Genomic DNA, 25,283 nt, shown 5'->3' on the forward strand with positions numbered 1-25,283 from the left:
ACATGCTTTTTATTAGCCTTCAAAGCTTTTATTTGTGAAGAAAATCGCAATAGTCCCTGGACCTACATGTGAACCAATTGCGGAGCCAATCATAGTAATTTGCACAGCTTGAGGTGAAAAACGCTCCTGGATAGAGGCTTTTGCTTCATTTGCAAAGGCAGCATCATCACTATGGCTAATACCTACGATTTTATTTGTAAAGCTGCCGCCACGCTCCTGCATTAAATCTAACATACGATTAAGTGCCTTTTTTCGACCGCGAGACTTTTCAATCGGTACAAGTTTGCCATCTTCTACATTTAAAATAGGTTTAATACTAAGTAGGCCACCTAAAAATGCACTGGCTTTGGATACACGACCACCTTTAGCAAGGTAATCTAAATCCTCTACTGTAAATAAATGCTCGACCTGAGGTGCAAGGGTATTTATTTTAGATGCCGTATCTTCTAAGGATACGCCCATATTTCGAAGTCGAACAGCTTCTTCCACGACAAGGCCATGTCCTAATGAGGCGCATTTAGAGTCGATAATGACTAGTTTTAAGGAAGGGTACTGCTCAAGTACTTGATTGCGAATCATTTGAGCAGTACTATATGTGCCTGATAATTCCGATGAAAACGCGATATAAATGCCTTCTTCATCATTTTTGGCTAGTTCCTCAAAATACTTCAAAAACAGCTCAGGTGACACTTGTGATGTTTTTGGCTGAGCACCTTGACGTATCGCATCATAAATCTCTTTGGAATCAATTGAAATCACATCTTCATATTCTTTGTTGTTCAATTGCACTCGTAAAGGGAGTAGCACGACATCATTTTCTTCATAGTAAGACTTCGGTAGATCACATCCACTATCTGTAAAAATCTTCATTCTCTTGTCCCCCTAAATTCAACTTACTTTTCAAGCTTTTTAACTTTATTCAGTAGATACTCACTTTAGATAAATGGAAGGGGTACCACTGAATAAAGTTAAACTGGTAAAAATGGAATGTTAACTTGAACTTACTACTTAACTATGATAATTTCAAGCGTTCAATGAGTATTTTTGCAATTCCATCATCATTATTCGTTGCAGTTATTTCATTAGCAATGTTTTTAAGACTTGAGATACCGTTCCCCATCGCTACGCCAAGTCCAGCATATTCAATCATTTCTAAATCATTGTCTTCATCGCCAAACGCGATGATGCGCTCACGTGGGATACCTAAATCTTTTGCTACATGCGCTATACCAACAGCTTTATTTAAGCCCCGACGCACAATTTCAATAATATGAAGAGGTGCGCCCCATCGACGATGCTCGATGACTTCAGCATGCACCGCCTGTAAATGATCACGTATAATAACCGAATTTGCTTCATTTGCCTGAATCAGCAAACTTGTGGGATTTTCTAAGAGATGTGTGTATAAATCCCCAAGTGTAATTTTGGGATTTCCCATATTAAAAATATTTAAGATACGATCATCTTCTGTGTGAACATAAATATCATCTTTTACCTCAGCGATAATATTTTCATACTCATAGCTATTAATAGAATCAACGACATCATGTACAACACTTAAATCAATCGGTGTGTGCATATGTTGCCAAGAGATATTTTTAGGATGATGCACATATGCGCCATTAAAATTGACAATGGGTGTAGTGAGCCCAAGCTCATGATAATAAAGATCGCTTGCACGGTATGGGCGCCCCGTCGCAATCATCACTTGATGCCCTTGTTCCTTAGCCTGCAATAATGTTTTTTTCGTTTTTGCTGTAATTTGTTGTTGATCTGTTAATAAAGTTCCATCTAAGTCTAATACGATTAAATGCGGTTTCATAGCTCGTTGCCCCTTTCCTATAGTTTGAATAGTATCTCTTTGTCTTACATTCGTCAAAATTTTGTCACAGTGAAAAAAGTTTGCTAACATAAAGATGAGACAAGAGTTGGGAGTGACAATAATGTTTGTAGAAAAAGAAGTGTGGGGAACTATTCCTTTATTACATATACATACAGACAATATGAATGAAGAAACCCCGGTAGTGATTTTTTTGCATGGCTTTATGAGTGCAAAAGAACATAACTTACACTATGCATACCAATTGGTGCATAAAGGGGTGCGTGTCCTATTGCCAGATGCAAAATTTCATGGTGAGCGTAGCGAAGGCCTAACAGAAATGCAAATGAACTTAAATTTTTGGGACATTGTTTTAAATTCTATTCATGAAGTGCAACAATTATATGATGAATTAAAGAATAAAAAATTATTAGCTAGTCATAATATTGGCATAGCAGGTACTTCAATGGGTGGCATCGTGACATCAGGCTGTCTGAAGCTTTATGATTGGATACAAACAGCTGCAATATGTATGGGCGCACCTGGTTTTATTAAATTGGGTGAATATCAATTACAGCAATTTGCTAAAAGCGGAGTAAACTGGCCTATGTCAGAGGAAGATGTAGAAAAAATTAATGATATCCTTGCTAAATATGATGTCAGTCTAACACCAGAAAAATTCGCAGGTCGCCCTGTATTCTTTTGGCATGGTGAATTAGATAAAACAGTTCCTTTCAACGAAACGTATAAATTTTATGAAACATTACGGGAATACTATCAAGCAAACCCTGATTATTTAAAGTTCATGGTGAACAAAAGAGCTGGACATGCCGTACCGCGTGACGGTATGCTAGCAGCAACAGAATGGCTTGCACAGCATTTGGCATAACAGGATGCATCTGCTATGATAAGGTTAACACTATGATGGAAGGAGAAATACGAATGGATCAAGATATGAAAGACAGCATGTTTGGTGCTTTAGAAAATGTAATTGACCCTGAGCTTGGCATTGATATCGTCAACTTAGGTTTAGTATATGATGTGGATTTAGATGATGAAGGTGTCGCAACTGTTACAATGACCTTGACATCGATGGGCTGTCCACTTGGACCAGTCATTGTGGATCAAGTAAATACAGCATTAGGTGAACTTCCTGAAGTGAAAAGTACAAATGTGAATATTGTATGGAATCCACCTTGGTCAAAAGATAAAATGTCACGCTATGCAAAAATGGCATTAGGTGTACGTTAAAATGTAATATTAAACCCTGCTTATTCAAAAATAAGCAGGGTTTTTGCTTGTAACGAAATTAATCGATACGGCATATTTGTAATGGACAATTTTCACAGGCAATTTCATTTTTTAAAAATTGTAAATCATGAATGGTAATAAATCCTTTATCAAAAGTGATAATCTCATGTTTTTTTAAATCATTCAGCATGCGATTGATCATTTCACGACTTGTTGCACACAAATTCGCAATTTCTGTATTGGTTAGCTGAAAATCAATAAAAATGGAGCCATTTTCTAAAGGTTTACCATACGTATTGGAAAGTCGAATGAGCGTTGAAAATAGAGCACCTTTTTTACCGTTTAACACTAAATCGCGCAAACGACTTTGATGCTTTAAGTTTTCTGTTTGCAACCACTTCATATATTCCACCATAATTGTCGGCTGCTCTTCTAGTAAATGCTCCAAAGATTTACGACTCAAAACATACAGCGTAGAGGGTTCTAAAACTTTGGCAGTCATCGAATTATAGACGAGATTACAAAATAATGAACCTTCTCCTATTATACTGTCAGGACCACAAATACGAATGGTTAATTCCTTGCCAGTTTCGGATTCTTGGCTAATCGAAATAACACCTGATTGGATGTAATAAATTTCTTTTGCCCGTTCTCCCTCTAGAAAAATTTTATTTCCTTTATTCACTTTGATAAAAACACCGTGCTTTTGAAAAAGATCCTTAATTTTTTCAAACATATTATCCATTAAAACCATATCTCCAACACATCGCTTTCTTTTTGTAATAAATGGCGATTATTACAAAAGGATAGTGGATTTCGATACTAAAACATAGAAACATATCATTATTATAACGTAGATTTCCATAATAAGTGAAAAAATTTTAGTGCAATTTCTTTGCTAAGCATTGTCGAGTGATGTAAAATAAAGTTAGTCAAAAAAGGTCAAACTTTTTTAAATGAATAAGATTGGGTATATAAATAATGAGAAACATGAAAGTAAAGGAGTGCTAGCTATGCAATTTCAACAAACAGACAATAAAAAACCATTAGAGCAATTTGGACGTAATTTAATTGAAGAAGTGAAAAATGGCAAGATGGACCCTGTTATCGGTCGTGATGAAGAAATCCGAAATGTCATTCGTATTTTAACACGTAAAACGAAAAATAATCCTGTATTAATAGGTGAACCAGGAGTTGGTAAAACAGCGATTGTTGAAGGTTTAGCACAGCGTATTGTAAAAGGTGATGTACCAGAAGGCTTGAAAGAATGTGTGCTATATGAACTGGATATGAGTGCGCTAATCGCTGGTGCAAGCTATCGTGGACAATTTGAAGAACGCTTAAAAGGTGTGCTAAAAGAAGTAAAAGATTCAGAAGGACAAATTATTCTATTTATTGATGAAATTCATACGATCGTAGGCGCAGGAAAAACAGATGGCGCTATGGATGCAGGAAATATGCTAAAGCCAATGCTAGCACGTGGTGAATTACACTGTATTGGTGCTACTACTTTAGATGAATATCGTATGTACATTGAAAAAGATCCCGCGTTAGAACGCCGATTCCAGCAAGTACTAGTGCGTGAGCCTTCTATAGAGGATACAGTATCCATTTTACGTGGCTTAAAAGAACGCTTTGAGTTGCATCATGCCGTACGTATTCATGACAGAGCCATTGTTGCGGCAGCAGAACTATCCAATCGATATATTACAGAGCGTTTTTTACCTGATAAAGCGATTGATTTAATTGATGAGGCTTGTGCAATGATACGTACGGAAATTGATTCCATGCCACAGGAGTTAGACGCAGTCACTCGTCGTATTATGCAGCTAGAAATTGAAGAACAGGCATTACGTAAGGAGAAAGACGAGGCAAGTAAAAAGCGTCTAGAGCAATTACGTGAGGAATTAACAAAGTTAAAAAAATCCTCTGAGGGCATGCGACAACAATGGGAAGCAGAAAAAGAAAAGCTTCACGATATCCAGAAAAAACGGGAAAAATTGGATAAATATCGTCGTGATTTAGATGAGGCGGAAAGTAAATATGATTTAAATAAAGCTGCTGAATTACGTCATGGTAAAATTCCGACACTTGAAAAAGACATTCAGGCACTTGAAAAGGAATTAGAGAACGGTGCAGAATCTCGCATTTTACGTGAAGAGGTAACAGCAGATGAAATCGCTGCGATCGTTTCACGTTGGACAGGAATTCCTGTTACAAAATTAGTGGAGGGTGAGCGTGAAAAACTCTTACGTTTAAAGGATACATTGCATGAACGTGTGGTTGGGCAAGATACAGCTGTTCAATTAGTGACAGAAGCCGTATGGCGTGCACGTGCAGGCATCAAAGATCCACACCGACCTATTGGTAGCTTTTTATTCTTAGGCCCAACTGGTGTAGGTAAAACAGAACTTGCCAAGGCACTTGCTGCACAGTTATTTGATTCAGAGGATCACTTTATTCGTATTGATATGAGTGAATACATGGAGAAACATAGTGTGTCCCGTCTTGTTGGTGCTCCTCCAGGTTATGTAGGCTATGAGGAAGGTGGACAACTAACAGAAGCCGTTCGCCGAAATCCTTATTCTGTGGTGCTACTAGATGAGATTGAAAAAGCTCATCCTGATGTGGCGAATATTTTACTGCAAATTTTAGATGATGGTCGCATTACAGATAGTCAGGGACGTATGGTGAATTTTACAAATACAGTGGTCATTTTAACTTCGAATATTGGTTCTAGCTATTTAATGGAAGCAAAAGAAAATGATGCCGCTGTGGAGGACTTAGTTATGACGGCCTTACGACAACATTTTAAACCAGAGCTATTAAACCGAATGGATGATATCATCTTCTTCCATGCTTTATCTACTAAACATTTTACAGCGATTGCTTGGAAGTATGTGGAGCAATTGATTCAACGTGTGGCAGAGCAAGAAATTACTTTATCTGTCGAGCAAGAAGTCATTGATTGGGTAGTACAGCAAGGCGCAGATGCCCAGTTTGGAGCAAGACCACTAAAACGCTTTGTACAGCGACATATCGAAACAGCCGTTGCTAAAGAACTCTTACGCGGAGAAGTTTTACCAGGGGAGATATTGCATGTAAAAATGCGTGATGGCCAATGTGTTGTGGAGAAATAACAGAAAAAACCTGTTCGGCATGAAGCTGAACAGGTTTTTTCTAGCTGAATTAATGATGGTCTGCAGCTTCTGGTGTAGGGTCGTTTGGAATGATTGCTCCAATAATAAAGATAAGGATGGAGAATACAACCGAAACGATTGCCCCAGTTTTGAAATCAAATGGTACACCAAGTACAGAGCTGACTACGTAGTTTAACATAGAAACTAGTAGGAATGACCATATGAACGTTACGATATATTGCATTAATTTCACCTCAACCGAACTTTTTTCATCATAAGGTTTTACTCATATTCATTATCATATCATAACATAAATCAAAAAAAAATGAACCATTTATGTGAAACATGGCGATTTTGTCACAACAAATATGAGTTTTTGTATTTTATATTTGGTGGTGTTAAAGTATTTAGGAATGGTTCTGAAATAGGGGAATGCGCTCCTAAGCTGGTGAAAAGCGCTCAGAAATAGTGGAAATCCGCTCCTAAACGGATAGAAAGCGCTCCAAAAAGGGAGAACCCCGCTCAAAGGTGGAGAGAAAGCGCTCTAAAAAGGGAGAACCCCGCTCAAAGGTGGAGAGAAAGCGCTCTAAAAAGGGAGAACCCCGCTCAAAGATGGATGGAAAGCGCTCTAAAAAGAGAGAACCCCGCTCAAAGATGGAGAGAAAGCGCTCCAAAAAGGGAGAACCCCGCTCAAAGTAGGATAAAAAGCGCTCCAAAAAAGAAGGGCCCCGCTCCTAAATGGAGAGAAACCGCTCCAAAATAGGTGAACCCCGCTCTAGGTTCACTAAAAGCGCTCCAAAAACTAAAGAAACTGCTCAACAAGGATAATAAACCCTCTAAAATAGAAGGCCCTCATTTCATCAAATTCCTTCACCTCGATAATCAAACAACACCACCCTCATACACATAAAATTTAAATCATCTTGCGTCTTTCCTTTTGTATGCGTTATAATTATGACCAGTTACTAATAATTGATAGTAAGAAAGCTGAGGGGTTGCTATATGAACGCTGGTATTATAGGAATAGGCAAATATGTTCCTGAGAAGGTCGTTACAAATTTTGATTTGGAAAAAATAATGGATACTTCGGATGAATGGATTCGTACTCGAACAGGCATTGAAGAACGTCATTTTGCGGCAGATGATCAGGAAACTTCAGATTTAGCAGTAGCTGCTGCAAAAGAAGCTATTGCAAATGCGGGGATTACGCCTGAGGAAATTGGTTTAATTCTTGTAGCAACTGTCACACAGGATCAAAATTTTCCAAGTGTAGCTTGTATGGTTCAGGAACAACTCGGAGCAGTGAATGCTGCAGCGATGGATCAAGCAGCAGCATGTGCAGGATTTATATATAGCTTAGTGACAGCAAAGCATTTTGTTGAGGCAAATGCTTATAAATATGTCTTAGTAGTAGGTGTAGAAAAGCTGTCGAAAGTCGTTGATTGGGAAGATCGTAATACAGCTGTATTATTTGGCGATGGTGCTAGTGCAGCTATCGTTGGGCCAGTATCTGAAGGTAGAGGTATTTTATCATTCGAACTTGGTGCAGACGGTACAGGCGGAAAGAATCTTTACTTATCGAAGCAAGACACAATTGCGATGAATGGTCGTGAAGTGTTTAAGTTTGCTGTGCGTCAAATGGGTGAATCGGCTGTTAATGTATTAGAAAAAGCGGGATTAACAAAAGAAGATGTTGATTTTTTAGTGCCGCATCAGGCAAATATACGAATTATGGAATCTGCTCGTGAACGATTAGAGCTACCACCAGAAAAAATGTCAAAAACGATTCATAAATACGGAAATACTTCAGCAGCATCTATTGGGATTTCCTTGGTAGATGAGCTCGAAGCAGGTAAGATTAAAGAGGATGATTTATTAGTCCTTGTAGGTTTTGGTGGCGGCTTAACATGGGGTGCCGTAGCCATGAGATGGGGAAAATAAGTAGGAAAAATGCTTGAGGGGAGTAAGACAATGAGTAAACGACGAGTAGTAATTACAGGAATTGGCGCAGTTACACCACTAGGAAATAACATCGAAGAAACATGGGCAAACATTAAAGCTGGTAAATCTGGCATAGGTGAGCTGACACGTTTAAATAAAGATCTTTTTGCAGCAAAAATCGCAGCAGAAGTGAAGGACTTCGATATTGAAAAATATATTGATCGTAAAGAAGCACGTAAAATGGATCGTTTCACACAATACGCATTAGCTGCTTCCATTATGGCAATGGAAGATGCACAGCTAACAATTGATGAAGAGCTAGCTCCACGTGCAGGTGTATGGATTGGCTCTGGTATCGGTGGAATGGAAACATATGAACAACAATTTTTAACATTCCAAGAGCGTGGTGCAAGACGTGTCAGTCCATTCTTTATTCCAATGATGATTCCTGATATGGCTTCGGGTCAAGTTTCTATTCACTTTGGTGCAAAGGGGATTAACTCTTGCTCTGTAACGGCATGTGCTTCGGGTACAAACTCTATTGGGGATGCCTTTAAAGTAATTGAACGTGGGGATGCAGATGTCATGATTTCGGGTGGTGCTGAATCACCAATCGTAACAATGGCTGTGGCAGGCTTCTGTGCCAATACAGCTTTATCATTAAATCAAGACCCACAAGCAGCATGTCGCCCATTCGATAAAAACCGCGATGGCTTTATTATCGGAGAAGGTGCAGGTATCGTTATTTTAGAAGAATATGAACATGCAAAAGCTCGTGGTGCCAAAATCTATGCTGAAGTTTTAGGTTATGGTGCAACAGGTGATGCACATCACATTACGGCTCCAGCTCCAGAGGGTGAAGGTGCAGCACGTGCGATGACGCAAGCATTAACAGATGGTGGCGTAGAGCCATCACAAGTTGATTATATTAATGCTCATGGTACGAGTACGCCATACAATGATTTATTTGAAACACAAGCTGTTAAAACTGCTTTTGGTGAGCATGCGTATAAGCTTGCAATGAGCTCTACAAAATCGATGACGGGTCACTTATTAGGAGCAGCTGGTGGTGTGGAAGCGATTTTCACAGCATTAGCCCTTAAAGAAGGGATTTTACCACCTACAATTAATTTAAAAGATCCTGATCCTGAATGTGATTTAGATTATGTTCCAAACGAAGCAAGAGAAGCAAGTATTCAATACGCAATGAGTAATTCTCTTGGTTTTGGTGGTCACAACGCAAGTCTTCTATTCAAAAAATATGAAGCCTAATATGTAAACATAAAAAACGTCAGCCGAATTTAAATGGCTGACGTCTTTTTTTATAGTTTTGTGAATAAATGATAAGTAAGAAGAAATAGAAAGGATGCCACTACGATGTTTCGTCTCTTTTTATTTTTAGTAAGTTATGGCTTAATGATCCTCTCAGTAGGGAATCTCATATTGTATTTAAATTACCGCACACTAGGTTATTCATGGAAGGTTGTTTTCAAGTTTATTTTTCAAACAACAGAATTTTATATGGCGGTAGGAGCCTGTATTATCATCTGTGCAGTTGTGCTTGATCTAGGCTTTGATCGCTCCTCAGACAAGCCGTAAGTTTAGCGACGTGCGCGACCAAGACCCATGGCATCTTCCATACGTTTTAATGTAGCACTGGCAATCGCATTCGCTTTTTCAGCACCCTCATCTAGAATGACATCTAATTCGGATGATTCTACTAAATGATAGAATTTTTCTTGAATAGGTGTTAGGTGTTCAATCACTGCTGTTGCTACACCTTGCTTGAATCCACCATACCCAATTCCCTCATATTTTTTGACTAAATCTTCAATCGCTATACCTGAAATAGCCGATTCGATTGTCAATAAATTTGAAACGCCTGGTTTATTTTCCACATCAAATGCAACGATACCGTCAGAGTCTGTAACGGCTGATTTTATTTTTTTCTCAATTTCTTTCGCCGTATCTAATAAACGGATTGTCGCTTTCGTATTTGGATCTGATTTACTCATTTTCTTTGTTGGCTCTTGTAAGGATTTAATACGAGCGCCTGCTTTTGGTAGTTGAATTTCTGGAATCGTTAAAACATCACCAAAGCGTTTGTTAAAGCGTTCTGCTAGGTCACGAGTCAGCTCGATATGTTGCTTCTGATCATCGCCGACAGGAACAATATTTGTGTTATAAAGTAGTATGTCTGCAGCCATTAAAGGTGGGTATGTTAAAAGAGCAGCAGATACGCTTTCTTTACCGTGTGATTTATCTTTAAATTGTGTCATGCGTTCTAGCTCTCCGATAGACGCAACACATTGTAACATCCATCCTGCCTGAGCATGCGCTGGCACCTCTGATTGGATGAATAACGTAGATTTTTTAGGGTCAATGCCCGTAGCAATATAGGTAGCAGCTAGCTTACGAATACTTTCTCGTAATTCTTTTGGGTCCTGTGCAACAGTTATGGCATGTTGATCAACGATACAATAAATCGCATTTCCTTCATCTTGTAGTGCAGGGAATTGCTTGAATGCTCCTAAATAGTTCCCTAAAGTTACGATACCTGTAGGCTGTACGCCAGAAAAAATAGTTGTCATTAAAATTTCCTCCTCGAATTCAAATTCTGTGACATTTGTCAGCAGCGTTACCTTCATCTTTTAATCTGTTTGATGAAGATAAAAAAACATCATGCGTCCTCATTAGATTTTTTCTAATGAAGGGACGAATGATGTTTGAATCCGCGGTACCACCCAGCTTGCCTAAAAAGGCCACTCAGCTTCGTAACGTGAAGGGACGAGCTTTGCTATTAGCTTTAAGAAGCGTTCACAAAGCTAACTCGGAAGTCCATTCCACATGCCTCCACGATCTGTTTGCAGCAACCACAGACTCTCTATACGTGGATTAGCATATGTACTACTCTTCGTCAGCGTTTTTCTCAATTTAAATTGTTCAAATTGATTTGATTGCAAAGAATTATATTATAAAGATTTCTTTATGTAAAGTCAGACTTTTGACGGTGTTTTTTTTCGAGAAAAAATTATATGCTTTTTTTGTTATGTAATTTTGTTATAAATATAAATTTTTTTATTAAAATATTGTTGAGGTGTACACGTCGAATTGACAATTTTCTCGTTTATTTTTCTTAAATGAGAACAAGTAAGATAGATGTTTGGATGTTTAAAATGCTTGAAAAGTGGGAATGGTAGTAGTAGCACATAAGTTTGAAGAAAATACACTACATTAAAAAGCTGTATAAATAGACAGAATATTTAGGGATAGGTTCAGACTTTTTTTATTGGAACTATATTCAAATACAGCGGAGTACTGTATAATGGTACTGTGTATTTTACATTACATTAATTCTAATTTAACACACTGGTTCTGGTTTATAGATAATGATTCGAAATGAAAGGATGTGTCAGAATGATCGTAACCCTATTTACATCACCAAGTTGTACCTCTTGTCGTAAAGCGAAAGCTTGGTTAGAGGAGCACGAAATTCCATATACAGAACGTAATATATTTTCTGAACCGCTCAGCATTAGTGAAATAAAAAAAATTTTACGTATGACAGAAGACGGAACTGATGAAATTATTTCTACTCGTTCAAAAATATTCCAAAAATTAAATGTGGATGTTGAAAGTTTACCATTACAACGTTTATATGAATTAATTCAGGAATATCCTGGCTTATTACGTAGACCAATCATTTTAGATGAAAAACGTCTACAGGTTGGCTACAATGAAGATGAAATTCGTCGTTTCTTACCTCGAAAAGTTCGAGCATATCAATTACAAGAAGCGCAACGAATGGTGAATTAAACCTTTCTATTCTGAATAATATATGTAATAGATGTTACAGATGTGGAATGCATGTTGTGACATCTTTTTTTTATGTTTTACTTCTGTAAAACCTTCTATATGAAGTATAATAATTAATAGGGAAAAGTCATATATTTCCGTAAAAGTATGTTAAACTTGATTTAAGTTAAATAGTTTACTACAATTTCAATAATTCAAATATCTTCTGTGAAACGGTGTATATCCTTTTCATTTTATGACAGAACAGCATACAATAGAGTTAGAGACAACTGTGAATACAAAAATTCATGTTTACGGTTACTCGATGGTTTTACTGTAGTGTGGTCAAAGGTTGAAAAACAAATGCAGTATGAAGGTTAAAAACAAAGAATAAAAGCATACTAATGAAACAAAACTGTTTTTCGACATATGACAGTGAAGGGAGATGAGGTCTAGTGGACATCGAACGTGTAAATGAAAATACACTCAAGCTCTTTATTACGTACAATGATATAGAGGATCGCGGCTATAGTCGTGAAGAAATTTGGTACAATCGAGCAAAGGGTGAGCAACTTTTTTGGGATATGATTGATGAAGTAAACACGGAGGATTATTTTGATGTAGAGGGTCCGATTTGGATTCATATCAATGCATCTGAAGTTGGCTTAGAAATCATTGTCACACGTGCACATATTTTAAAAGACGGTGAAACATTAGATGGTCATTCGAATTTTGATGAACACAAAGATATGTTTGCACCATTCGATGAAGTTGGAGAGGATCTTCTTAGCCAACTAACTCAATTTGGTGACATGGATGAGTCAGAATTATTTATGGATACAGACATTTATGTTTATAAATTTAAAGATATTGATGAGTTAATCCCTGTCGCAAAACGAATGACAGACGAATTAGTGGATTCCTCATTATTCAAATATGAAAATTGGTACTATCTAGTTGTTGATTTCGGAAACGCAGATGAGGATTTAAATCGTCATGATAGAAATGCAGTTATCAAGGAATTTTTAACACCATCCAATTTTACAATTCATCGTCTAGAGGAGTACGGTGAAAAAATTATGGAATTCAATTGCTTTGAAACAGTTCGAAAATACTTTGCATAAGCAATGAATCACCTAATTATTTTAGACTGTAGTGAAACTCGTAAAAGAATCGAGTTTTGCTACAGTCCTTTTTTATGCGTTCAACATCACGGATTTCTGAATAAGGTCGCATTTTTAAAATTTCAAGAAAAAACGGCTTTATTTTTGTTCATGCAACCCAATTCTATTATAGTTGGCTAAAAAGGAGCTGATTATATGCTTATTGCCTATAACAATCAACAGCAGCTATTTCTCCCATATCAATATACGAGGAAAGCTTTACAGCGATATAGGCGGCAGATGAAATTTTTTTGTCCTCAATGTTTGGAACAAGTTCAATTGAAAATAGGTAACTATAATATTCCCCACTTTGCACACTTCACTAAAAATCAATGTTCACAGCTATTCGCAGAAGGTGAATCTAAACTACATTTACAAGGTAAAATGCAATTATATGAGTGGTTCAAAAAAAATGGACATCAGGTGGAACTAGAGCCATTTTTAAAGCAGCTTTCTCAGCGCCCTGATTTGCTCGTTACAATCGATGAGGGGCATTTCGCAGTTGAATTTCAATGTAGCACAATCTCTCATGAAAAATGGCATCAACGAACAATGGGCTATGAAAAAAACGATATACAAGCAATTTGGCTTTTTCAAACTCCTCAAAGCAAAGAAGCAATCAACGGCATCAGAAAAATTAGAATCTCCCCATTGCTGCAAAAAGCATTTATAACAACGACAACAGATTTGCCTTATTTACTGACGTACAACGCGGTGACAGCCCATTTTATTTATTGGACGAATCTTCTTCATGTTCACGGGCATACTTTCATAGGCAAAGTACAAAAAATTCCGGTCAATCAACAGCATTTTCCTTTTTATATACCAAAGCGTATTACCAAAGAAGAATTTCAATGCTATTGGCAGCTCTATAAACAGACTTGTAGGCAATTTGCGTATAGTCGTCTTTTACATAACAAGAAGGGGGCACAAGATCCATTTTTACGCAATTGCTATGAATTAAATCTTTCTCTTACTGCTATGCCGCCATACATTGGTATTCCAGTGCAAGAAGGAGCGTCTATCTCTTTATTCACGAGTGAATGGCAAACGATGCTGTTGTATTTTAGTAAACAATTAGGACGTCAACCATTTGAATTAACCAAGCATCAGATTAAAAATTTTTTATGTCAGCATCAGCTAGAAATAACCGAACAAGCAGTAAGAGCTATTCAAAATTATGGACAACTTCTTCAGCGAATGAATCATGAAGATGGTTCACTAGATAATTGTGAGCAAGTCTATGTACATTTATTTGCAATTGCCACAATATACTGAGAAAATATGAGAGTAAAAGGAAAAAAGCACATATAAAGGGGGCTGGCATACATGGCTAGTAACAGTAATCAGGTTTTGGTTAGAAAAGAAGTACCAGAAGAATTAACATGGCGTTTAGAGGATATCTTCGCAACAGATGCAGCTTGGGAAAAGGAATTGAAGGAGGTTGCAGAGCTTGCTAAACAAGCACCTAGCTATGCAGGTACTTTAAATAACGGGGCAGAGGCATTATTAGCAGCTTTGCAGTATCATGATCATATATATGAACGTGCAATGAAGCTCTACACATATGCTCATATGCGCTATGATCAAGATACGACAAATAGCTTTTATCAAGATATGAACAGCCGTATTCAAACATTGGCAACGAGTATCTCAGCTGGCCTTTCCTATTTAACGCCAGAAATTTTATCATTAAGTGAAGAAACGATTGAAGGCTACTTAACAGAAAATCAAGACCTACAACTATATAAGCAATCATTAAAAGAAATTACGATGGCACGTCCACATGTATTACCAGCCGAACAGGAGGCATTGCTAGCGCAAATGTCTGAGGTAACAGGTTCAGCTTCGAATACATTCAGCATGTTAAACAATGCGGATATGGTTTTCCCTCATGTGAAAAATGAAGAGGGGGAAGAGGTACAACTTACGCATGGTAACTATATCAAGTTTTTAGAGAGCAAGGATCGCTCAGTACGTGAAGGCGCATTTAAAGCTATGTACGAAACATATGGCAAGTTTAAAAATACGTTCTCGGCAACGCTAACAGGTAACGTGAAGAAGCATAATGTGAGTGCACGTATTCGTCATTATGAATCTGCACGACACGCAGCCATGTCTAATAATTTTATTCCAGAAAATGTCTATGATCAACTGGTGGAAACAATTCATAAGCATTTACCAGCTATGCAGCGTTATATTTCGTTGCGTAAGAAATTATTAGGTGTAGACGAATTGCATATGTGGGATTTATTTGCGCCACTTGTTAAAGAGGTGGAAATGAAGGTCACTTATGATGAAGCGAAAGATATTTTAGTAAAAGCTTTAGCTCCATTAGGGGAAGAATATCAAAACATCGTCCAAAATGGACTGGATAACCGTTGGGTCGATGTTTTAGAGAATAAAGGGAAGCGTAGCGGAGCCTATTCATCAGGCGCCTATGGTACGAATCCGTATATTTTAATGAATTGGCAAGACAACGTGAACAATCTATTTACTTTAGCACATGAATTTGGCCATAGTGTTCATAGTTATTATTCACGCAACAACCAGCCATTTGTTTATGGAGATTATTCTATTTTTGTGGCAGAGGTTGCTTCTACATGTAATGAAGAGCTATTAAATGACTATTTACTGAAAACAATTGATGACCCTCAACAAAAAATATACTTATTAAATCATTGGTTAGATGGTTTCAGAAGTACTGTATTCAGACAAACCATGTTTGCAGAGTTCGAACATCTTATTCATCAAATGGATAAGAATGGTGAGTCATTAACAGCAGATCGTTTAACAGAGGTTTATTATGAATTAAACAAAAAGTACTTCGGTGATGATATGGTGGTAGATGAGGAAATTGGCTTAGAATGGGCTCGTATTCCACACTTCTACTATAATTACTATGTTTATCAGTATGCGACTGGTAAATCAGCCGCTACAGCATTGAGTAAACAAATTTTAGAGGAGGGTGCACCAGCTGTAGAACGTTATATTAATAACTTCTTAAAAGCAGGATGCTCTGATTTCCCTATTGAAGTATTAAAGGCAGCAGGCGTTGATATGAACGTAGCTAAGCCAATTGAAGATGCTTGTAAAGTATTTGAAGAGCGTTTAAATGAATTAGAAAAATTATTGTTGAATAATTAATTAAAAGGGCTGGGGAAATATTTCTACAGCCCTTTTTCTGTTGGCGTGCGTGTGATTTGAAATGAAAGAATAATGATTTTTTTTGATTTCTAAATAGTTTAAAAGTGTGCATCTTGGAAAAATACTGTTTGTAATCGCTTTCTATTTGACAAATTTGTGAATCTAGTATTGGTTTCATTGCTAAATATATTATTCCATGATAGAGTAATTCTTGTGAAATAAATCACAAAACAAACATACACCCCTTTGTTTGAACGTGAACATTTCTCCCATCCCCTTTGTGAAAAAGAAGCGTCTCTATCGGTCGAGGATAGAGGCGCTTCTTTGTATTTTGCGTTATCTTGAAAAACAAAACCATCCCTAGAATTTTTGTGAAAGGTAAAAATGGAAGTCCATTGCAGGCTACTTGCTTTCCTGTCGGCGAGCGCCGAAAACGTTAACTTTTTAGCGATTTCCAAATAAGGAGAAGGTGTACACTACTCATTTTGGAGAGGTGTTGTCACTCATCGCTTCTCTACTGTTAGTATGAAAGAAAAGGAAATGACACTTTTTCAGCATGGTAGATAGCGTCACAGAGGAGACGCATTGAGTGAAGCAGTTCATAGGACGCCCCTTGGAAAGGGCGCTGGCGGAACGGAAATCAACCCGTCACCTTGTCAAAAGGTCTTTTACTGCTATTGACATGATCTTTTTTCAACAACATGAAAGGGACTCCATCATGATGATTGGAGTCCCTTTGGTTTATTGTATTATTTAAGACGCCATAACGTAGCGTGAGTAGTTTGGATTCGTTCGAGCTTTTGTTGCAGCATGCGTTTCTTTAGTTCACGCTCTGCTGCTTGCTCTGTTAATGAATAGATAAAAGCTATTTCATTTGTAGAAAGAGTATGGAATTTAGAAAATAAGTCCTCTATTGATGGTAATGGCTGACGGACAAGCTGTTCGTTCAGCATTTCTTGTAAAATATGTTCATAAACTTCATAGGAATAGCTCCCACTAACTTTTAGTCCCTCATCTTCAATACATTCATTGAAAAATACGATACTTGGTACTTCTTCCACTTCCATTTCGCGTTTAATATATAAATCGCATTGGAAAGCACGTGCTGCCTCCTTTGAACCAAAGTCAACAGTAAACTCATTCATATCGAGTTGAACATCCTCAGCTATTTTTAAAAGCGTTGCATAGGAGTTTACATCTTGATGACTTAATAATACATATTCTTGTAGTTTTGATAAATAACGTGCACCTGCACGTTTCCCCTGTAATTCAGCTGCTTTAATAGCGATAGAAGGTAAAACAGGGTGATTAATATCAAGTTCGATTCCTGAGATACAACCTTTGACACGTTTACTTAAGCAGTTTAAAGAAGTAAGTTCTGTGCTTAAAACAAAGCGCCATGTGAAGTAATGGTTGTATTCAAGTTGTAATTTACGAAGAGTTGCTTGCATACTGAAAGCTTCAGGGCAAAGTGGATCTACGAAAATATACAATTCAATTGGCTTGTTTGCAGTTGAAATCGTTGGCGTTGGCTCTTGCAACATTTGAATATTATTCACGTAACAATTCCCCCTCATCGTCATTTGGCGTATTAACCATGTGATGAGCTGTTAATACTAAACGTTGATAATAAGTTTCACGGAACTTCCCTTCCAAACCTACCTCATCCATTGCTTCTGACATACACTCTAGCCAAGCTTGAGCGCGGTCAGGTGTAATAGGAAAATTCATGTGACGTGCACGCATCATCGGATGTCCATGTTCTTCAGTAAAAAGATTTGGTCCACCTAAATACTGTGTTTGAAATTGAATTTGTTTACGGGCTGTCTCTGTTAAATCCTTTGGAAAGATTGGAATAAGATCAGGATGCTGAGCAACTCTTTTATAGAACGCATGAATGAGTTCTGACAGTTTTTCAGCTCCCAGCTCCTCATAAGGAACAGTGTATTTTCGACTCATAAGTTATATGCTCCTTTAATTCTTTATATCGTAAAGTACCACTTTGTATACTTCATCCTCATCAAAATGTGAAATTCTTGTGACTACCTTCATTCTATCAACGTCTTTTCGTTAACACAAACAAAGAGCTCTTTCGAATTGCTGTTCGCTACAAAAGCACAAATTTCACCACAATGGGTGAAATTTGTTGGAAAAAGCATAGATAACAGGAAAGATGCGATTACACTGTAAAGTAATTCATCACTTTTTTGACATAATTCTGTGTTTCTTTAAAAGGAGGGATACCTCCATATTTTGTAACACGAGATGCGCCAGCATTGTAGGCAGCTAATGCTAGAGTAGGGTCATTATTAAATTTATCTAGCATTTGACGCAAATATTTTGCTCCAGCCATAATATTCTGCTCTGGATCGAAAGCGTTAGTCACACCTAAATATTGTGCTGTTGTGGGCATGAGTTGCATTAAGCCTTGCGCTCCCGCATGGCTCACTACGGTTGGATTAAAATTAGATTCTTGCTTGATAACAGCTGCAATAAGCTTCGCGGGTATCTGATAAGTAGCAGCTGCTTTTTCAATAATGGCTGTATATTCATTTGCACCTGCTAGTGAATTGGCATAAGCTGTAGAACCTATTACATCGTCTGAAACATAGGAATTAAGCTTTGTATTAGCATATGTGTTTGCTAATGCTTGTTTGACTGATTCAGGTATAAACACAGCATTAGAGCCTTTGTAAAGTAAGGATTCTAATGTACCTTGTTCCGAAGTAGCCAGTTGATTGACGAAATTTGAATTATTTGATGTGTTTGAAGCAAGCAAGCTTGCTAATTTGGCATTACTTGCTGTCGAAGTTTCTCCTAATAATTCGTTAATCATGTCAGAAAAAATAGAATCATTGTCTGTCAAATTGTTTGTTGATGAACCCTCACTAGATCCAAGTGTTTGCAATGCCTGAATTTCAAGTAAAGATTTTAATGATTGAATATCCAAGGAGTCAGACACCTTCCTTTTTATACTTTTATAAATTTTGTGCTTTTAGTGCTTTCATAAAACGGGCAATTTTTTTATCAGTAGCCTGCTTTTCAATACCATATTGCTGTAAAAATTCGTCGAAAATTTTATTTCCTTTTATTGCATCTTTTGCTTCATATTCTACCTCATAATCGTCGCACTGCAAATAGAAAGAATGATCAAAAACAAGAAGCCCCTCTTTGTATGGAATTTCGACACGATCTGTAGTGAGTGAACCAAATACATGCAATTGTTCTAAAGGAATATGGTGGAGAGCTAATCTTTTAGCTACCTCTTGAGCATAAAATCCTTTGCCATCTAACATTTGCTGCGCCTGTATTGCTGTTATTTCATCCGTTGTTTCAAGGTGTGCATGCTCGGCATTTTTTTCTTTGAGCGTACATTCGTAATAATCATCAATTTGTCTAATACGAAGACCACTTTGTAGTTTGCGAATGGCTTGATTAGGTGTGTCGAAATAATGATTTGTTTGACGATGAATAGCATTTTGGCTAATGTGGAAGTCTTGTAATAATTGCTCGTATTGTTGTTTTGTTAATAGATTTTTAAATTCAATTTCAATTTCTTGTGTCATTTATCGTCACCTATTTATTTTTTATTTTTCATCCGTTGTTTCGCTTGATTTAATATTTACACACTGCAACTATTTACCCTGTGTGCTAAAATAAGAGGAAGAGTACAACGAAAAGGGGAACCGCACGTGCGTAAAATTTATACAATAGAAACATCGAACTTTGAACAAGATCAACTTCATTTTAGTTTAAACGACAATGAAGTAAATTTACAGTTAAAACCTGCTGGACAACTCATTGCAGATTCAGATGATTTTGCATTTATTTATTTACTTGATGCAGGTGACGACTATCATTACTTGCGTTTTCCACCGAGTAGTTGGGAGAATCTTGTACATATTTTACAAAAAGGGAAAAATCCATTACTACGAATTGGTGAAGAAGCGATTGAGCTGACAAATTTCTACGAGGAATTGGAAATGCTCGTGTATAATATTGAAGGAAATTACAATTATGGGGCAGAATTTGTCCAAGCAGTGGAGCAACACTTCAAGGCAATTCTCGCTGAATAGAAAGACAAAACGAACAGACGGTGGTGTTCGATACCGAATGTCGGGAGGTTTTTACAATGGGACAATGGGAAATATTTTTAAGTCCTTATAAACAAGCAGTAGATGAATTAAAAGTAAAATTAAAGGGCATGCGTTCGCAATTTGGTATTGTTAATGCCAATTCACCAATTGAATTTGTCACAGGACGTGTTAAGCCTTTAGCAAGTATATATGATAAAACGTTAGAAAAAGGATTAGCTTTTGAGCCCTCTAAACAACTTGGTGATGAACTTGGCGATATTGCTGGCCTTCGGATTATGTGTCAATTTGTTGATGATATCGCAACGGTAACAGAGCTTATTCGTCAGCGAAAAGATATGCGCGTAGTGGAAGAACGCGATTATATTACACATAATAAGCCTAGTGGTTATCGCTCCTACCATATGATCGTGGAGTATCCTGTTGAAACGATTCAAGGAAAAAAAGTAGTATTGGCGGAAATACAAATCCGAACACTGGCCATGAATTTCTGGGCATCAATAGAGCATTCTTTAAATTATAAATATAAGGGCATGTTCCCAGAGGAAATTAAGAATCGCTTGCAAAGTGCTGCAGAGGCAGCATTTCGGTTGGATGAGGAAATGTCATCCATTCGTAGTGAGATTCAAGAGGCACAGGCCTACTTTAGCGAATATAAAGAAGCATCGAATCCTAATTTACTAACAGAGAAGGAGCGTGACGCACAATGAAATTTTCGATTCAATCACGTAGAGATGCACAATCCAACGAGCTGATGGAACTTGCTAAAACCTATTTACAGGATTTTGGCTTAACATATGATGAAGAGACGCCAGAAATCGTTGTTTCGATTGGAGGAGATGGCACGCTTTTGCATGCCTTTCATCGCTACTCTCATTTATTAGACCAGGTAGCCTTTGTTGGTATTCATACGGGCCATCTAGGGTTTTATGCGGATTGGAAACCATCTGAATTAGAAAAACTAGTTTTGTCCATTGCTAAAAAGGATTTTAATGTTGTGGAATATCCACTGCTAGAAGTAAAGGTGGAGCATCATAATGCCGAATCAAATACGTATCTGGCTTTAAATGAAGCAACAGTCAAATCGCCAGATGTTACACTTGTGATGGATGTTGAATTAAATGGCAATCAGTTTGAACGTTTCCGTGGAGATGGACTTTGTGTATCCACTCCTTCTGGGAGTACGGCTTACAATAAAGCACTTGGTGGAGCCATCATACATCCCACATTAGCGGCACTCCAAGTCACTGAAATTGCCTCAATTAATAACCGTGTTTTCAGGACAGTAGGATCACCATTAATCTTGCCAGCACACCACCATTGTGTGTTACGTCCTGTAAATGAACAGAATTTTAATATGACTGTTGATCACTTGCAAATTACGCAAGGTGATGTCAAAGCCATAGCGTTTAATGTAGCAAATGAAAGAGTACGTTTTGCCCGTTTCCGACCATTCCCATTTTGGGAGCGAGTGCATGAATCGTTTGTCGCTAATGAATAACATGGATACAAGCTTTACATTGCAATTTATGGCTAAGAAAGATGGCCAATTATTACGAGAAGGTCTACAAGAGTGGCGTATTTCTAAGCGAGCCCTAACCGCTATTAAGTTCGATGGTGGCATGTTGACTGTGAATGGTGTCGAACGTAATGTGAGGCATATCCTGCAAGCTGGAGATTGTGTGAAAGTGACGTTTCCTCCTGAAGTAAAAAGTGATGGTCTTGCTGTCGAGCATGGCGATTTGACCATTGTCTACGAGGACGATGCCATTTTAGTGCTCAATAAGCCAGCACACCAAAGTACGATTCCCTCACGTGAGCATCCGACCAACAGCATTGCTAATTTAGTTTGTGGCTATTTTCAGCAGCAAGGATTGGCCTCTACGGCTCATATTGTTACAAGGCTAGACCGAGATACATCAGGCTTGCTCTGTATTGCTAAGCATGCTCATATTCATCATTTAACAGGTCTAGCTCAGCGTAATAGGGAAATTTCAAGACAATATGAAGCGATTGTCCATGGACATGTCGAACACAATTTTCAATCGATTATAGCTCCAATTGGACGTAAAGAAGCCAGTATTATTGAAAGAGAAGTACGAGAAGATGGGCAATATGCGCATACAGATGTAATGGTTCTAAAGCATTTTATAGTCGATGCTGAACCAATGACCCATGTACGACTTCAATTGCATACAGGGCGTACACATCAAATTCGTGTGCACATGTCGCATCTTGGGCATCCACTTGTTGGTGATGACCTTTACGGTGGTAGCCGTCTTCAGATTGATCGACAAGCACTACATTGTGTATCATTGAGTATGGAACATCCTTTAACGAGTGTGCCATTACACTTTACATGTATGCTAAATGATGACATGCAAAGGTTACTGAAGGAAGCTTATGCATAAATTTTTGATAGAAGGAGATGTTCGCACAAACGAGCATCTCCTTATCATTTTTTGATGTAGATTGAGCTGGCGACTTTCTTCACGAGGGAGATCGTTAACAGTTGTCACATGTCGTATGATTTGAGGTCGAGAGCTAGGGGAAAATTGGACGTATTGTTTATCTGTGCGTCAGCGATAATTATCCTGAGGCGAAAGGATATAGTAAGTAGATTATTTTTACACCTAATTCATAACAAAGTGACAAAGGTAAGGTATAGTAAAATAGAAATCGTTATGTTTTTAGGCGTATTATTGAAATTTATAAAATTCTGCCCAGCTACTCATGAATATAACTTAAAAAAGGGTTTGCAGAAAAGGTACAATACACTCTATTATATAGAAGGTAGATTTACGGCATTGCCCGTAAAATGATTGAAAGCTCGGAAGGAGGGGACAAGCATGATAGAGGAAAGAAATGAAAAGGATGATGTGCAATTTGATGAGGCACATCTACGAGAAATGCTAGAAGCACATGATATTGACGCATTCCGTGATGAGTTTTTAGAACTTCATCCATATGATCAGGCAACGTTTTACGAAAAGGTGGAACCTGATATAAGGAAGATCATCTATTCGTTCTTGTCTCCGACAGAAATGGCTGATATTTTTGAGGCAATCGATATCGAAGATGATGAGTATAAAGCATATCTAGCTGAAATGGATCCATCGTACGGTGCAGAAATGCTTTCTCATATGTACGCAGATGATGCGGCAGATGTCTTAAACGAACTAGATACGGCACAACGCGAAAGCTATTTGGAAATGATGGATGAAGAAGCGGCTGAAGACATTAATGAGCTACTAAGCTATGATGAATATACGGCTGGTTCTATCATGACAACTGAATATGTCGCTATACCAGAAAATTCAACAGTACGTTCAGCAATGGCCATTTTGCGTAAAGAGGCACCCGATGCAGAAACTGTTTATTATATTTTTGTAGTGGATGAAGAGCATCGTCTGACGGGTGTCATATCATTACGAGATTTGATTATTGCAGACGAGGATACACTTATTCGTTCCATTATGAATGAACGTGTCGTGATGGTACATGTGGGTGATGACCAAGAAGAAGTCGCACAAATTATGAAGGATTATAATTTCTTAGCGACACCTGTTATTGATGATAAAGGGGAATTACTTGGTATTATCACGGTTGACGATATTATTGATGTAATTGATGAAGAGGCTTCTGAGGATTACTCTAAATTAGCCGGTATTTCGGATATGGATAAATTTGATGTAACACCATTCCAAGCAGCAAGAAAACGTTTGCCTTGGCTAGTGGTTCTACTGTTTTTAGGTATGTTAACAGCTAATCTAATGGGGCAATTTGAGGATACTTTAGATAAGGTTGCCTTACTTGCAGTCTTTATTCCCTTAATTTCAGGAACGTCAGGAAATAGTGGAACACAGGCATTAGCCGTGGCGATTCGAGGGATTGCAACAGGAGACGTAGAGGAACATAGTAAATTCAAGTTACTCTTACGTGAAGCAGGTACTGGCTTAATGTCAGGCGTTGTTTGTGGATTAATTGTGATTGGGATCGTTTATTTTTGGAAACATGAACTTGTCCTAGGTATGTTAGTAGGAGCAGCACTTTGTGGTTCCATTTTAGTGGCGACTTTAGCAGGTTCATTTATACCATTGTTAATGCATCGACTAAAAATAGACCCTGCTGTTGCATCAGGACCTTTTATTACAACTTTAAATGATATTACAAGTATTTTAATTTACTTGGGCTTAGCGACAGTTTTTTTAAGCCAAATAGGCTAAGAACCAATTTGCTTACTTTCGCATATTGTATGGAAAAAAGGGAAGTGAGTAAAGTGGATCAAGAACCACGCTTGTTTATAAAGTCACCATCATATTTTTTGAATATTTCTAAGGTGTTACATGAACTTGATTTGGATGAAAGTACATCTGTATATGTAAAGGACAATATGTTCGATGAGCAAACGGCTGAAGAAAAAAATGATACAGTAGATGATGTACAAATAGATCCGTATTTACTGAAACAGCTCCAATTTTTAGAAAAGCCATTTCGTCAGAGAGCCTATCAGCCATTATTAGTTTGTTTAAAGGATGGTAGAAAATTAACTGGTACTGCTTCAGATGTACAGAGTGATTCTTTAATGCTTACATCATTAGAATTAAAAATACAGGAAATCATTCATTTTGAAGATATACAGCAAATACTTTGGCGTGGAAGAAAATTGCCAACATTATAAAAAAGGTGTACAGCAGGGGATGCTGTACACCTTTTCATGTTGCTGAAAAAAGAAAATGGCACTAGCACACCTTCGCCTAATTTGGAAATCCATTTTCTCCTTTCACAAAAATTCTATGAATGGTTTTGTTTTCCGATACCATAAAAAAGATGATGTCAACGGCAGAAAAAGCAACTTTACAAGGTGAGGGGTTGATTTCCGTTCCGCCAACGTCCTTTCCAGGGGGCGTCCGATGAGCCGCTTCACTCACTT

At 37.6% G+C, this 25,283-nt stretch carries 25 protein-coding genes and 1 other annotated feature; of the genes, 16 read left to right on the forward strand and 9 right to left on the reverse strand.

Annotated features, from left to right (window positions below; translation table 11 throughout):
• Positions 1 to 12: 12 nt before the first annotated feature.
• Both ACEVFT_RS11295 and ACEVFT_RS11300 read right to left on the reverse strand, forming a co-directional pair.
• Positions 13 to 870 (reverse strand): DegV family protein, encoded by an 858-nt coding sequence (locus ACEVFT_RS11295; RefSeq protein WP_393949800.1) that lies wholly within the window; start codon positions 868 to 870, stop codon positions 13 to 15.
• Positions 871 to 1,012: 142 nt separating this feature from the next.
• Positions 1,013 to 1,822 carry a Cof-type HAD-IIB family hydrolase gene (locus ACEVFT_RS11300; protein WP_342533960.1) on the reverse strand — a complete coding sequence of 270 codons (810 nt, stop codon included), beginning with the start codon at positions 1,820 to 1,822 and terminating at the stop codon, positions 1,013 to 1,015.
• A 121-nt stretch (positions 1,823 to 1,943) separates the two neighbouring features.
• Between ACEVFT_RS11300 and ACEVFT_RS11305 the strand changes: the two genes are divergently transcribed.
• Both ACEVFT_RS11305 and ACEVFT_RS11310 read left to right on the forward strand, forming a co-directional pair.
• Complete coding sequence (locus ACEVFT_RS11305) at positions 1,944 to 2,708, forward strand: prolyl oligopeptidase family serine peptidase (protein WP_393949802.1); 765 nt, start codon at positions 1,944 to 1,946, stop codon at positions 2,706 to 2,708.
• 53 nt (positions 2,709 to 2,761) lie between these two features.
• Positions 2,762 to 3,070, forward strand: a complete 309-nt coding sequence (locus ACEVFT_RS11310; protein ID WP_036120908.1) for a metal-sulfur cluster assembly factor — start codon at positions 2,762 to 2,764, stop codon at positions 3,068 to 3,070.
• Positions 3,071 to 3,128: 58 nt separating this feature from the next.
• Here ACEVFT_RS11310 and ACEVFT_RS11315 read toward each other — a convergent pair whose 3' ends face one another.
• Positions 3,129 to 3,815, reverse strand: a complete 687-nt coding sequence (locus ACEVFT_RS11315) for a Crp/Fnr family transcriptional regulator (RefSeq protein ID WP_205441358.1) — start codon at positions 3,813 to 3,815, stop codon at positions 3,129 to 3,131.
• 268 nt (positions 3,816 to 4,083) lie between these two features.
• On the opposite strand from ACEVFT_RS11315, the gene ACEVFT_RS11320 reads away from it, so the two are divergent.
• Positions 4,084 to 6,210 (forward strand): ATP-dependent Clp protease ATP-binding subunit, encoded by a 2,127-nt coding sequence (locus tag ACEVFT_RS11320; protein WP_393949807.1) that lies wholly within the window; start codon positions 4,084 to 4,086, stop codon positions 6,208 to 6,210.
• Between the two features lie 49 nt (positions 6,211 to 6,259).
• Here ACEVFT_RS11320 and ACEVFT_RS11325 read toward each other — a convergent pair whose 3' ends face one another.
• Entirely contained in the window at positions 6,260 to 6,454 is a 195-nt protein-coding gene (locus tag ACEVFT_RS11325; protein ID WP_004227469.1) for a YjzD family protein, read from the reverse strand.
• Positions 6,455 to 7,212: 758 nt separating this feature from the next.
• On the opposite strand from ACEVFT_RS11325, the gene ACEVFT_RS11330 reads away from it, so the two are divergent.
• The 3 genes from ACEVFT_RS11330 (at position 7,213) to ACEVFT_RS11340 (ending at position 9,750) form a co-directional block, all read left to right on the forward strand.
• Positions 7,213 to 8,151 (forward strand): beta-ketoacyl-ACP synthase III, encoded by a 939-nt coding sequence (locus ACEVFT_RS11330; RefSeq protein WP_205441364.1) that lies wholly within the window; start codon positions 7,213 to 7,215, stop codon positions 8,149 to 8,151.
• Between the two features lie 30 nt (positions 8,152 to 8,181).
• A complete protein-coding gene (gene fabF, locus ACEVFT_RS11335) occupies positions 8,182 to 9,423 on the forward strand; it encodes a beta-ketoacyl-ACP synthase II (protein ID WP_342442506.1) in 1,242 nt (413 codons plus the stop codon).
• Positions 9,424 to 9,528: 105 nt separating this feature from the next.
• Complete coding sequence (locus ACEVFT_RS11340) at positions 9,529 to 9,750, forward strand: YuzI family membrane protein (protein ID WP_016994330.1); 222 nt, start codon at positions 9,529 to 9,531, stop codon at positions 9,748 to 9,750.
• A gap of 2 nt (positions 9,751 to 9,752) precedes the next feature.
• Here the strand turns inward: ACEVFT_RS11340 and trpS are convergent, their stop codons facing one another.
• Positions 9,753 to 10,742: a tryptophan--tRNA ligase gene (trpS, locus tag ACEVFT_RS11345; protein ID WP_342442507.1), complete on the reverse strand. Its 990-nt coding sequence runs from the start codon at positions 10,740 to 10,742 to the stop codon at positions 9,753 to 9,755.
• A 117-nt stretch (positions 10,743 to 10,859) separates the two neighbouring features.
• Positions 10,860 to 11,081, reverse strand: a binding site (T-box leader).
• Between the two features lie 490 nt (positions 11,082 to 11,571).
• Here trpS and spxA point away from each other — a divergent pair.
• From spxA to pepF, 4 genes are all read left to right on the forward strand, one after another.
• Positions 11,572 to 11,967, forward strand: coding sequence for a transcriptional regulator SpxA (spxA, locus tag ACEVFT_RS11350; RefSeq protein ID WP_025116803.1), 396 nt, complete (start codon positions 11,572 to 11,574; stop codon positions 11,965 to 11,967).
• 434 nt (positions 11,968 to 12,401) lie between these two features.
• Positions 12,402 to 13,070, forward strand: a complete 669-nt coding sequence (gene mecA, locus ACEVFT_RS11355; RefSeq protein WP_004227456.1) for an adaptor protein MecA — start codon at positions 12,402 to 12,404, stop codon at positions 13,068 to 13,070.
• A 195-nt stretch (positions 13,071 to 13,265) separates the two neighbouring features.
• A complete protein-coding gene (locus ACEVFT_RS11360; RefSeq protein ID WP_393949812.1) occupies positions 13,266 to 14,387 on the forward strand; it encodes a competence protein CoiA in 1,122 nt (373 codons plus the stop codon).
• Between the two features lie 51 nt (positions 14,388 to 14,438).
• Complete coding sequence (gene pepF / locus ACEVFT_RS11365; RefSeq protein ID WP_393949813.1) at positions 14,439 to 16,256, forward strand: oligoendopeptidase F; 1,818 nt, start codon at positions 14,439 to 14,441, stop codon at positions 16,254 to 16,256.
• A gap of 749 nt (positions 16,257 to 17,005) precedes the next feature.
• Here the strand turns inward: pepF and ACEVFT_RS11370 are convergent.
• The 4 genes from ACEVFT_RS11370 to ACEVFT_RS11385 form a co-directional block, all read right to left on the reverse strand.
• On the reverse strand, positions 17,006 to 17,815 hold the full coding sequence (locus ACEVFT_RS11370; protein WP_205441374.1) for a DsbA family protein: 810 nt from the start codon (positions 17,813 to 17,815) through the stop codon (positions 17,006 to 17,008).
• Positions 17,808 to 18,215 carry a globin domain-containing protein gene (locus ACEVFT_RS11375; RefSeq protein ID WP_004227447.1) on the reverse strand — a complete coding sequence of 136 codons (408 nt, stop codon included), beginning with the start codon at positions 18,213 to 18,215 and terminating at the stop codon, positions 17,808 to 17,810. Before ACEVFT_RS11375 ends, ACEVFT_RS11370 begins: the two co-directional genes overlap by 8 nt.
• A 220-nt stretch (positions 18,216 to 18,435) precedes the next feature.
• Complete coding sequence (locus ACEVFT_RS11380; protein WP_393949817.1) at positions 18,436 to 19,206, reverse strand: lytic transglycosylase domain-containing protein; 771 nt, start codon at positions 19,204 to 19,206, stop codon at positions 18,436 to 18,438.
• A 28-nt stretch (positions 19,207 to 19,234) separates the two neighbouring features.
• Positions 19,235 to 19,822 (reverse strand): CYTH domain-containing protein, encoded by a 588-nt coding sequence (locus tag ACEVFT_RS11385; protein ID WP_393949820.1) that lies wholly within the window; start codon positions 19,820 to 19,822, stop codon positions 19,235 to 19,237.
• Positions 19,823 to 19,948: 126 nt separating this feature from the next.
• Here ACEVFT_RS11385 and ACEVFT_RS11390 point away from each other — a divergent pair, with 126 nt between their 5' ends.
• From ACEVFT_RS11390 to ACEVFT_RS11415, 6 genes are all read left to right on the forward strand, one after another.
• A complete protein-coding gene (locus ACEVFT_RS11390) occupies positions 19,949 to 20,332 on the forward strand; it encodes a UPF0738 family protein (RefSeq protein WP_205441398.1) in 384 nt (127 codons plus the stop codon).
• 56 nt (positions 20,333 to 20,388) lie between these two features.
• Complete coding sequence (gene yjbM, locus ACEVFT_RS11395; protein ID WP_205441400.1) at positions 20,389 to 21,060, forward strand: GTP diphosphokinase; 672 nt, start codon at positions 20,389 to 20,391, stop codon at positions 21,058 to 21,060.
• Positions 21,057 to 21,851 carry an NAD kinase gene (locus ACEVFT_RS11400; protein WP_205441402.1) on the forward strand — a complete coding sequence of 265 codons (795 nt, stop codon included), beginning with the start codon at positions 21,057 to 21,059 and terminating at the stop codon, positions 21,849 to 21,851. The genes yjbM and ACEVFT_RS11400 overlap by 4 nt, the downstream gene beginning before the upstream one ends.
• A 1-nt stretch (position 21,852) precedes the next feature.
• Positions 21,853 to 22,761 (forward strand): RluA family pseudouridine synthase, encoded by a 909-nt coding sequence (locus ACEVFT_RS11405; RefSeq protein WP_393949824.1) that lies wholly within the window; start codon positions 21,853 to 21,855, stop codon positions 22,759 to 22,761.
• Between the two features lie 438 nt (positions 22,762 to 23,199).
• Positions 23,200 to 24,576 carry a magnesium transporter gene (gene mgtE, locus ACEVFT_RS11410; RefSeq protein ID WP_205441406.1) on the forward strand — a complete coding sequence of 459 codons (1,377 nt, stop codon included), beginning with the start codon at positions 23,200 to 23,202 and terminating at the stop codon, positions 24,574 to 24,576.
• Between the two features lie 53 nt (positions 24,577 to 24,629).
• A complete protein-coding gene (locus tag ACEVFT_RS11415) occupies positions 24,630 to 25,031 on the forward strand; it encodes a hypothetical protein (protein ID WP_243456009.1) in 402 nt (133 codons plus the stop codon).
• The last annotated feature ends 252 nt before the right edge of the window (positions 25,032 to 25,283 follow it).

The organism is Lysinibacillus sp. PWR01 (genome assembly GCF_043359455.1).
GTDB classification, from domain to species: domain Bacteria; phylum Bacillota; class Bacilli; order Bacillales_A; family Planococcaceae; genus Lysinibacillus; species Lysinibacillus fusiformis_F.